Annotated in this window: 7 protein-coding genes and 1 pseudogene; all 8 read left to right on the plus strand. The window is 34.3% G+C overall.

Annotated elements, in window-relative coordinates:
- Positions 1-209: pseudogene (locus FGK85_RS13245) on the plus strand (transposase); the annotation flags it as partial.
- Positions 210-582: 373 nt separating this feature from the next.
- Positions 583-4,317 carry a DNA-directed RNA polymerase subunit beta gene (gene rpoB, locus FGK85_RS13250; RefSeq protein WP_138207386.1) on the plus strand — a complete coding sequence of 1,245 codons (3,735 nt, stop codon included), beginning with the start codon at positions 583-585 and terminating at the stop codon, positions 4,315-4,317.
- A gap of 35 nt (positions 4,318-4,352) precedes the next feature.
- Positions 4,353-7,889 carry a DNA-directed RNA polymerase subunit beta' gene (rpoC, locus tag FGK85_RS13255; RefSeq protein ID WP_138207388.1) on the plus strand — a complete coding sequence of 1,179 codons (3,537 nt, stop codon included), beginning with the start codon at positions 4,353-4,355 and terminating at the stop codon, positions 7,887-7,889.
- Positions 7,890-8,005: 116 nt separating this feature from the next.
- A complete protein-coding gene (locus FGK85_RS13260; RefSeq protein ID WP_138207390.1) occupies positions 8,006-8,254 on the plus strand; it encodes a ribosomal L7Ae/L30e/S12e/Gadd45 family protein in 249 nt (82 codons plus the stop codon).
- Between the two features lie 44 nt (positions 8,255-8,298).
- Positions 8,299-8,676: a 30S ribosomal protein S12 gene (rpsL, locus tag FGK85_RS13265; RefSeq protein WP_138207392.1), complete on the plus strand. Its 378-nt coding sequence runs from the start codon at positions 8,299-8,301 to the stop codon at positions 8,674-8,676.
- A gap of 136 nt (positions 8,677-8,812) precedes the next feature.
- A complete protein-coding gene (gene rpsG / locus FGK85_RS13270; protein WP_138207394.1) occupies positions 8,813-9,283 on the plus strand; it encodes a 30S ribosomal protein S7 in 471 nt (156 codons plus the stop codon).
- 75 nt (positions 9,284-9,358) lie between these two features.
- On the plus strand, positions 9,359-11,425 hold the full coding sequence (gene fusA, locus FGK85_RS13275; RefSeq protein WP_138207396.1) for an elongation factor G: 2,067 nt from the start codon (positions 9,359-9,361) through the stop codon (positions 11,423-11,425).
- Positions 11,426-11,491: 66 nt separating this feature from the next.
- A partial coding sequence (locus FGK85_RS13280) for a GTP-binding protein (RefSeq protein ID WP_138205852.1) occupies positions 11,492-11,602 on the plus strand: 111 nt, incomplete at its 3' end.

Below are 11,602 nucleotides of genomic sequence, written 5' to 3' on the forward strand. Positions count from 1 at the left end.
ATCATTGTTTTCTTCATAGCCCTACGGGCATAGAAACAGTATTAATGTTTATAATAATAGCATTTAATCTAATGCAATTATATTTTTTTAGGTGTATAAGAAATTTTAGAAAGAAATATATGCTCCAAATAGATGTTATTGAAGATATAAGAGATGAAAGATTTATTATAGAAAATGGTTGGCATAACCCACTATTTGTAAAAACTTAATCAAATATAAAACTGGAAATTGATTTTAAAGATTTCTTGGGGTAGGGGTAAGTGTATCTATTTTTGCGACCTATCGGTCTGCGGGCTTACCAGCCCTTTAAGTAAATGTAAAAAGATACAATTCCAGTAAAAATAAAATTTTTACTGGAATTTAGATGCTAAATCTCTGTTCTCTTAAAAATAATATTGACATGAGACTTCATTTGTGATAACATAACTAAATGCATTGATAATTATCGAAAAATGATAAATTGTATTTTTTTATATAAAATGGTTATAATACCAAGATAGTAATGTTTTAATCCATTTACACTGATTGTTGATAAAAATTGGTGTTTATGGTTATTTTAGTATATACAAGGGGTGAAATTTGATGGTACATCCTATCCAGGTTGGTAAAAGAACAAGAATGAGCTTTTCAAAGGTTAAAGAAACAGCAAAAATGCCAAATCTAATTGAAATACAATTAGATTCCTACAAATGGTTCTTAGAAGAAGGACTTCAAGAGGTATTCGACGATATAAATCCTATTCAGGACTACACAGGAAATCTTGTTCTAGAATTCGTAGGTTATAAGCTAGACATTGATAACATCAAGTATTACGTGGAAGAATGTAAGGAAAGAGACACCACATATTCAGCACCATTAAAAGTTAAGATAAGATTACTTAACAAGGAAACAGGAGAAATAAAAGAGCAGGAAGTTTTTATGGGAGACTTCCCTTTAATGACGGAGCAAGGTACTTTTATTATTAATGGTGCAGAAAGAGTAATTGTAAGCCAATTAGTCAGATCTCCAGGAGTATATTATGCTCTGACATTGGATAAGACAGGGAAAAAATTATTTTCTTCAACAGTTATACCAAATAGAGGCGCATGGTTAGAATATGAAACTGACTCTAATGATGTAATATATGTAAGAATTGACAAGACCAGAAAGCTGCCTATAACAATTCTTGCAAGAGCAATGGGTTGTGGCTCAGATATACAATTAACTGATTTCTTTGGAGAAGAAGAGAGATTAAAAGCAAGTATAGAAAAAGATAGTACAAAAAATACTGAAGAAGCTCTATTGGAAATATATAAGAGACTAAGACCAGGGGAACCACCTACAGTTGAAAGTGCTGTATCTCTTATAGATTCACTATTTTTTGATGCTAAGAGATATGATTTATCCAAGGTTGGAAGATATAAATTTAACAAAAAGCTTTCTTTAAACCTAAGAATATCTAATGAAATAGCAGCTAATGATGTAGTAAATCCTTCTACTGGAGAAATCATTGTAGAGAGCGGAGAGAAAATCGATAGAGAAACTGCTAAAAAAATACAAAATCTAGGCGTTAATGTAGTAGATATAAAGGTAGAGGACAAAGTTATAAGAGTTATAGGAAATAACTTTGTAGATATACATGAACATATAAACTTTAATATTGACGATTTGAATATAAGAGAGCTTGTACATTATCCTACTTTAAAAGAAATATTGGATAGTTATAGTGATGAAGAAACTATCAAATCAGAAATAAAGAAGAATATAAATAAACTTATTCCAAAACATATAACTAAAGATGACATATTTGCAACTATAAGTTATCAATTAGGGTTACCATATGGAATAGGCGACACTGATGACATAGATCACTTAGGAAACAGAAGACTAAGAGCTGTAGGAGAATTATTACAAAATCAATTTAGAATTGGTTTATCTAGAATGGAAAGAGTAGTTAAAGAAAGAATGACTATTCAAGACCAAGAGGGAATAACTCCACAAGCATTAATTAATATAAGACCAGTAGCGGCGGCTATTAAAGAGTTCTTTGGAAGTTCTCAGCTTTCACAGTTCATGGATCAGACTAACCCATTATCTGAATTGACACACAAGAGAAGGTTGTCAGCATTAGGACCTGGAGGACTTTCAAGAGAAAGAGCTGGATTCGAGGTAAGAGACGTTCACCATTCTCACTATGGTAGAATGTGTCCAATAGAAACTCCAGAAGGACCAAACATAGGTCTTATAAACTCACTTGCTGCTTATGCTAGAGTAAATGAATATGGATTTATAGAAACACCATATAGAATTATAGATAAGAAAGCAGGAAAAATAACTGATGAAATCAGGTATTTTACTGCTGATGAAGAAGATGGATACTTAATAGCTCAAGCTAATGAACCTATTGATGAAAATGGGCATTTTGTTGACGATAAAATAACCGTTAGATACAAAGAAGAAGTTCTAATAGTGCCTAGAGAAGATGTTGATGTAATAGATATATCACCAAGACAAATAGTTTCTGTAGCTACAGCTATGATTCCATTCTTAGAAAATGATGACGCCAGCCGTGCACTTATGGGATCAAACATGCAACGTCAGGCAGTACCACTATTAAAGCCACAAGCTCCTATAGTTGGAACTGGAATAGAGTTTAAAGCTGCAGTAGATTCAGGTGTACTTCCAAAGGCTAAAAATGCTGGAACCGTAGTTTATGTAGATGCTGAGGAAGTAAGAGTTAGAAGAGATAAAGATGGCGGTATAGATAAATATAAATTACTTAAGTTTAAAAGATCAAACCAAGGGACTTGTATAAATCAAAGACCTATAGTTGCCAAAGGAGATAAACTTGAAGTTGGTTCTGTTCTAGCAGATGGACCATCTACTGACTTAGGTGAAATAGCTTTAGGTAAAAATATACGTATGGGCTTTATAACTTGGGAAGGATATAACTATGAGGACGCTATGCTTGTTTCAGAGCAATTAGTTCGTGATGACGTATTTACATCTATTCACATAGAAGAATACGAGGCTGAAGCCAGAGATACTAAACTAGGACCAGAAGAAATTACAAGAGATATACCAAATGTAGGAGACGATGCACTTAAAGACATAGATGAAAGAGGAATAATAAGAATCGGTGCAGAGGTAAGATCAGGAGATATATTAGTAGGAAAAGTTACTCCAAAAGGAGAAACTGAATTAACTGCTGAGGAAAGACTTTTGAGAGCTATATTTGGTGAGAAAGCAAGAGAAGTTAGAGATACCTCTCTTAGAGTGCCACACGGTGAAGCTGGTATAATAGTAGATGTAAAAGTATTTACTAGAGAAAACGGTGATGAACTTCCACCAGGAGTTAATGAGCTTGTAAGATGCTACATAGCTCAAAAGAGAAAGATATCTATAGGAGATAAAATGGCAGGAAGACACGGTAACAAGGGTGTTATTTCTAGAATTTTACCTGAAGAAGATATGCCTTTCTTACCAGATGGGAGACCACTTCAAATATGCTTAAACCCACTAGGCGTTCCTTCACGTATGAATATCGGGCAGGTGCTTGAAGTTCATTTAGGATGGGCAGCTAGTAAATTAGGTTGGCATGTAGCAACTCCTGTATTCGACGGTGCTATGGAAGAAGACATAGTAGATTGTTTAAAACAAGCAGGATATGCTCAGGATGGAAAAACAGTTTTATATGATGGAAGAACTGGGGAACCATTTGATAATAGAGTAACAGTAGGATACATGTATATATTAAAACTTCACCATTTGGTTGATGATAAGATACATGCTAGATCTACAGGACCATACTCATTAGTAACTCAACAGCCTCTAGGTGGTAAAGCACAATTTGGAGGCCAAAGATTTGGAGAGATGGAAGTTTGGGCGCTTGAAGCTTATGGTGCAGCATATACTCTACAAGAAATATTAACAGTTAAATCTGACGATGTGGTTGGTAGAGTTAAGACATATGAGGCTATTGTTAAGGGTGAAAATATACCTGAACCAGGAGTTCCAGAATCATTTAAGGTTCTTATTAAAGAACTACAAGCTTTATGCTTAAATGTTAAAGTTTTAAATGATGAACAACAAGAAATAGAAATAAAAGAATATGTAGATGAAAAATCAGAGGAAGAATTAGATATAAACATAGAAGGAAATGAGGATTCTATGCCTATCGGTATCGAAAAGTTAGAAGCTAACGGAGATGAGGTAGAAGTAGAAGTAGATGAAAAGGAACTAGAAGAAGATTTAGATATAAATGTAGAGGATTATGACTTATCCTTTGAGGATGATTTTAGCGAGTTAGAACTTAACGATTTTAATGATGAACATTAATTTATAATTCCATACTATGAAGGGAGGATGTACCCTTGTTTGAATTAAATAATTTTGATGCTATACAAATAGGCTTAGCTTCACCAGAACAAATTAGAGCGTGGTCAAGGGGAGAAGTTAAAAAGCCAGAAACTATAAACTATAGAACATTAAAGCCAGAAAGAGATGGATTGTTCTGTGAGAGAATATTTGGACCTATAAAAGACTGGGAATGTCATTGCGGAAAGTATAAAAGAGTAAGGTATAAAGGAATTGTCTGTGACAGATGTGGAGTTGAAGTAACTAAAGCAAAGGTTAGACGTGAAAGGATGGGGCATATAGAGCTTGCTGCCCCTGTTTCCCACATATGGTATTTTAAAGGTATACCATCACGTATGGGGCTTATCTTGGATGTATCTCCAAGATCCTTGGAGAAAGTTTTATACTTTGCATCCTATATAGTTTTAGACCCTAAAGAAACACCACTTTTAAAGAAACAATTATTAAATGAAAAAGAATATAGAGAAGCAGCAGATAAATATGGTGAAGATAGCTTTGTTGCAGGAATGGGTGCAGAAGCAATAAAAGTTTTACTTAGGGAATTAGACCTGGAAAACTTATCTATAGAGCTTAAAGAAGAATTAGAAACAAGCACAGGTCAAAAGAGAGTTAGAATTATAAGACGACTTGAAGTAGTAGAGTCATTTAGAAAATCTAGCAATAATCCAGAATGGATGATAATTGACGTGATTCCAGTAATACCACCAGATTTAAGACCAATGGTTCAATTAGATGGTGGAAGATTTGCTACTTCAGATTTGAATGATTTATATAGAAGAGTAATAAACAGAAATAATAGATTGAAAAAACTATTAGATTTAGGTGCACCAGATATCATAGTTAGAAATGAGAAAAGAATGCTTCAAGAAGCTGTGGATGCACTTATAGATAATGGTAGAAGAGGAAGACCGGTTACAGGTCCAGGAAACAGACCATTAAAATCACTATCTGATATGCTAAAAGGAAAACAAGGAAGGTTTAGACAAAACTTACTTGGTAAGCGTGTTGACTATTCTGGACGTTCTGTTATAGTTGTAGGACCGGAACTTAAAATGTATCAATGTGGACTTCCAAAAGAAATGGCTTTAGAACTATTTAAGCCTTTTGTAATGAAGAAGTTAGTTGAAAAAGGAGTAGCTCATAATATAAAAAGTGCTAAGAGAATGGTAGAAAGAGTTATGACAGAGGTTTGGGATGTACTAGAAGAAGTTATTACAGACCATCCAGTGTTACTAAATCGTGCTCCGACTCTTCACAGATTAGGTATTCAAGCATTCCAACCAGTACTTGTGGAAGGTAGAGCTATAAAATTACATCCATTAGTATGTACAGCATACAACGCTGACTTTGATGGAGACCAAATGGCTATACATGTACCTTTATCTGTTGAAGCACAATCAGAAGCTAGATTCTTAATGTTAGCAGCCCATAACATACTAAAACCTTCAGATGGTAAGCCAGTTTGTGTTCCTACTCAGGATATGGTGTTAGGCTCATATTACCTAACATTAGATAAGGATGGAGCAGAAGGCGAAGGAAGAGTATTCTCAAATGTTGAAGAAGTTTTAATGGCATATCAATTAGGTCAAATTGATATACATGCTAAAATTAAGGTGAGATTAACAAAAGAATTAGATGGAGAAAAAGTTTCAAGTATTGTAGCAACTACACCTGGTAAAATAATATTCAACGAATGCATACCACAAGATTTGGGATTTGTTGATAGAAGTATTCCAGAAAATGAATTTAAACTAGAGATTGATTTCTTAGTTAGTAAGAAGAATCTAGGAAAGATAATTGATAAATGTTATGCTAAATACGGTCCAACAGGAACATCAGTAATGCTAGATAAGATAAAAGCTACAGGATATCATTATTCAAGTATAGGTGCTATTACAATTTCTACATCAGATATGACAGTGCCAGAAGCTAAGAAAATATTATTGGAAGAAACAGATAAAGCTGTTGAAAAAATAGAAAAAATGTATAGAAGAGGATTCATATCAGAAGAAGAAAGATATGAAAGAGTAATAGATAAGTGGACTAAGACAACAGAGGATGTTGCTAACGCCCTAATGGATAACTTTGATAAATTTAATCCTATATACATGATGGCGGACTCTGGAGCCAGAGGTTCTAAGAGTCAGATAAAACAGCTTGCTGGTATGAGAGGATTAATGGCTAATCCATCAGGTAAGATAATAGAATTACCTATAAGATCTTCATTTAGGGAAGGATTAGACGTATTAGAGTATTTTATTTCAACACACGGAGCTAGAAAAGGTAACGCGGATACTGCGTTAAAGACAGCAGACTCTGGATATTTAACAAGAAGACTTGTAGATGTTAGCCAGGACGTAATAGTTAGGACTGAAGACTGTGGTGCAGAGGAAGGTTTCGAAGTTTCAGAAATAAAAGAAGGAAATGAAGTAATAGAAACTTTAGAGGAAAGACTTACTGGTAGATACAGTGCAGAAGACATAATAGATCCTAATTCAGGTGAAATAATAGTAAGTAAGAATTCTTACATGGACGCTAACACAGCTGCTAGAGTAGAAAAAGCTGGTGTTAAAAAGGTTAAAATAAGATCAGTATTTACATGTAAATGTAAGTTTGGAGTATGTGCTAAGTGCTATGGAATGAATATGGCAACTGCAAACAGGATAAATATTGGTGAAGCTGTTGGTATAATTGCGGCTCAGTCCATAGGTGAACCTGGAACACAGCTTACAATGAGAACATTCCACACTGGTGGAGTTGCTGGAGCTGACATAACACAGGGTCTTCCAAGAGTTGAAGAATTGTTTGAGGCAAGAAAACCAAAAGGGCTTGCTATAATAAGTGAAATGGCAGGTACTGTAAGAGTTGAAGAAACTAAGAAGAAAAGAGTAGTATATGTTAAAAATGAATCCGGTGAAGAAACTAGTTATGATATACCATTTGGTTCAAGATTAAGAGTAAACAATGGGGATCAAATTGAAGCTGGAGATGAAATAACAGAAGGTTCAATAAATCCTCATGATATTGTAAGAATCAAAGGTATAAATGCAGTTAAAAACTATCTTCTTTCAGAGGTACAAAAGGTTTACAGACTTCAAGGTGTTGATATAAATGATAAGCATCTTGAGGTAGTAGTAAGGCAAATGACTAGAAAAGTTAAAATAGAAGATTCAGGGGATACTGAATTATTACCGGGTACTATGATAGATATATTTGACTTTGAAGAGCAAAATAATAAGGCTTTAGAAGAAGAAAATAGACCAGCAGATGGAAAGGTAACTTTATTAGGAATTACTAAAGCGGCCTTAGCTACAGATTCGTTCTTATCTGCGGCTTCATTCCAGGAAACTACAAGAGTACTTACTGATGCAGCTATTAAAGGTAAAATAGATCCTTTAGTTGGACTTAAAGAAAATGTTATAATAGGTAAGTTGATTCCAGCTGGAACAGGCATGAATAAATATAGAGGAATAAAAATGAATCTAAATCGCAAAGATTTGGAAGAAGATGAAGAAAATAATATAGAAGCTTAAATCTAATTTGTTGACATCTATATTTTAAAATGTTAAAATACACTTTGTGTAGTTTTATTACAAAGATAAAGTTTAAACTTTATCTTTGTAATACATCATATAAAGGGGGTTTCGCTATGGCCAGTAGGCTTATAGGGAAAAAGTCAGTTGGGATAAAACAAACATTGAAAGCTATAAAACAAGATCAATGTGAAAGATTATATATAGCAGAAGATGCTGAATTTAAGCTTATACAGCCATTGATTGATTTAGCCAAAGATAAATCCCTTGAAATAGTATATATAGACACTATGAAGGAACTAGGACGACTTTGTGGAATTGATGTAGGTGCTGCAGTAGCATGTACATTAAGAGAAATTTGTTAAAACTATAATTTATATATAGCTAAAAATCAAAAGGAGGTGTAAAAATGCCAACTATTAACCAATTAGTTAGAAAAGGCAGACAGACAGTAGTCACTAAATCTGGCTCACCAGCTTTAAAAGAATGTCCACAAAAAAGAGGAGTATGTACAGTAGTTAAAACAACAACTCCTAAAAAACCTAACTCAGCGTTAAGAAAAATTGCCAGAGTTAGATTAACAAATGGATATGAAGTTTCAGCTTACATACCAGGTATAGGACATAACTTACAAGAGCACAGTGTTGTTCTTATAAGGGGAGGAAGAGTAAAAGACCTTCCTGGTGTAAGATACCACATTGTAAGAGGTACTCTAGATGCTGCTGGTGTTGCTAATAGAATGCAAAGCAGATCTAAGTATGGAGCTAAGAAACCTAAGAAAAAATAGGTTCATTTATTAATAGTGCAATGTCTTCAGCATTTATATAGATTATAGATTGTATTTTGTGCGGTTGACAAAGCGCTTTGCGGCAATAGCCGAGTACCGATGAACTTAAATATTTTATGTTAAGGAGGGAAGAAAAGTGCCAAGAAAAGGACATATAGCAAAAAGAGATGTATTACCAGATCCAATGTACAACAGCAAGGTTGTTACTAAATTAGTAAACCAAATAATGTTAGATGGTAAAAAAGGTGTTGCTCAAAAAATTGTTTACGGTGCTTTCGATATAATGGCTGAAAAATCAGGTAAAGATGCCATTGAAGTATTTGAAACAGCAATGAACAACATTATGCCACTTTTAGAAGTAAAAGCGAGAAGAATAGGTGGAGCAAACTACCAAGTTCCAATCGAAGTTAGACCAGAAAGAAGACAGACATTAGGTCTAAGATGGTTAGTTGACGCTACTAGAAAAAGAAGCGAAAAACACATGAGAGATAGACTTGCAGCAGAATTATTAGACGCATCTAATAACACTGGAGCAGCTGTTAAGAAAAGAGAAGATACTCATAAGATGGCAGAAGCAAACAAAGCTTTCGCACACTACAGATACTAGCAGAAAACTGTTTTGGCCTTGCCAAAACAGTTTTCTAAAATTTGAATCGTTCACAGGATAGAAGGAGGAAAGCATATGGCAAGAGAATATTCCTTAGAAAAATTCCGTAATATAGGAATCATGGCTCATATAGATGCGGGAAAAACAACAACTACAGAACGTATATTATTCTACACAGGAATAAACCATAAAATTGGAGAAACTCATGAAGGTAGTGCTACAATGGACTGGATGGAGCAAGAGCAGGAAAGAGGAATAACTATAACTTCTGCTGCAACCACTTGTCAATGGAAGGGTCATATAATTAATATAATTGACACACCAGGACACGTAGATTTCACTGTTGAAGTTGAAAGATCACTAAGAGTACTTGATGGTGCTGTTGGTGTATTCTGTGCTAAAGGTGGAGTTGAACCTCAATCTGAAACAGTATGGAGACAGGCAGACAAGTATAATGTTCCAAGAGTAGCATACATAAATAAGATGGATATATTAGGAGCAGACTTCTATAGAGCGGTAAGCATGATGAGAGAAAGATTGCATGCTAATGCAGTTCCTATACAATTACCAATAGGAAAAGAAGAAAACTTTTTAGGAATAATAGACTTAATAGAAAACAATGCTAGAATATACAAAGATGATTTAGGAAAAGAAATAGAAACAACTGAAATTCCAGAAGATATGAAGGAATTAGCAGAAGACTATAGATCTCAAATGCTAGAGTCAGTTGCTGAATTAGATGAAGAATTAATGATGAAATACCTTGATGGTGAAGAGTTAACAGTAGAGGAAATTGATGCTGCATTAAGAAAAGGTGTATGTAACAATGAAATAGTTCCTGTAGTATGTGGTTCTTCATACAAGAACAAAGGTGTACAGATGATGATAGATGCTGCAGTTAAGTATTTACCATCACCATTAGATGTACCTCCAGTACCAGGAGTAGATGCAGAAACTAAAGAAGAAATAGTTAGACATAGTGATGACAATGAGCCACTTGCAGCTCTAGCATTTAAGATAGCTACTGACCCATTCATAGGTAAATTAGCTTTCACAAGAGTTTACTCAGGAGTAATGGAAAGTGGTACTTACGTACTAAACTCTAACAAAGGTAAAAGAGAAAGAATAGGAAGACTTGTTAAAATGCACTCAAATCACAGAACTGAAGTACAAGAGTTAAGAGCTGGAGATTTAGGAGCTGTAATTGGTCTTAAAAATACAACAACTGGAGACACTTTATGTGATGAAAACAGTCCAGTAATACTTGAAAACATGGAATTCCCAGAACCAGTTATATCTGTTGCTATTGAGCCTAAAACAAAAGCTGGTCAAGAAAAAATGGGTATTGCACTTCAAAAACTAGCTGAGGAAGACCCAACATTTAGAACATTTACAAATCAAGAAACTGGTCAAACAATAATAGAAGGTATGGGTGAACTTCACCTTGAAATAATTGTTGACAGACTTCAAAGAGAATTTAAAGTTGAGTGTAATGTTGGTCAACCACAAGTTGCTTACAAAGAAACTATCAGAAAAGCTGTTAGAGCTGAAGGTAAGTTTGTTAGACAATCAGGTGGACGTGGACAATACGGTCACTGTTGGATTGAAATGGAACCATGTGAAGAGATATTTAAATTTGAAGATGCTATCGTTGGTGGATCTGTACCAAAAGAGTATATTGCACCAATAGAAAATGGTATAAAAGAGGCATCAAGAACAGGTATTGTTGCTGGATATCCTACAGTAAACTTCAAAGTTAAATTAGTTGATGGTTCTTACCATGATGTAGACTCTTCAGAAATGGCCTTCAAGATAGCTGGTTCTATGGCATTTAAAAACGCTATGAGCAAAGCTGACCCAGTATTACTTGAGCCAGTAATGAAAGTTGAAATTGTAATCCCAGAAGAATACATGGGAGATGTTATGGGAGACGTTAACTCTAGAAGAGGTAGAATAGAAGGAATGGAGCAAAGAGCAGGTGCTCAAGTTATTAGAGCCTTCGTTCCACTATCAGAAATGTTTGGTTACGCTACATCATTAAGATCAAAAACTCAAGGTAGAGGAAACTACTCAATGGAGTTTGATCACAATGAAGAAGTACCAAAGAGTATACAAGAAAAAGTAATTAATGAAAGAAAATAATATTTTTAGTTAAAAAAATAGCTTAAAGATAAATGATTAATTTATTTATTGTAAGGAGGAAGAACAATGGCAAAATCAAAATTTGAAAGAAGTAAACCACACGTAAATATAGGAACAATAGGTCACGTAGACCACGGTAAGACAACATTAACAGCAGCAATCACAACAGTATTATCA

Origin of the sequence: Haloimpatiens lingqiaonensis (assembly GCF_901447495.1) — a bacterium.
In the GTDB taxonomy this organism is placed as follows: domain Bacteria; phylum Bacillota; class Clostridia; order Clostridiales; family Clostridiaceae; genus Haloimpatiens; species Haloimpatiens lingqiaonensis.

Bases quoted from the DNA above. Each gene is read 5' to 3' on its own strand.
- FGK85_RS13260 (WP_138207390.1), top strand. From the start codon at position 8,006: ATGGCCAGTAGGCTTATAGGGAAAAAGTCAGTTGGGATAAAACAAACA.
- fusA (WP_138207396.1), top strand. From the start codon at position 9,359: ATGGCAAGAGAATATTCCTTAGAAAAATTCCGTAATATAGGAATCATG.
- rpoB (WP_138207386.1), top strand. From the start codon at position 583: ATGGTACATCCTATCCAGGTTGGTAAAAGAACAAGAATGAGCTTTTCA.
- rpsL (WP_138207392.1), top strand. From the start codon at position 8,299: ATGCCAACTATTAACCAATTAGTTAGAAAAGGCAGACAGACAGTAGTC.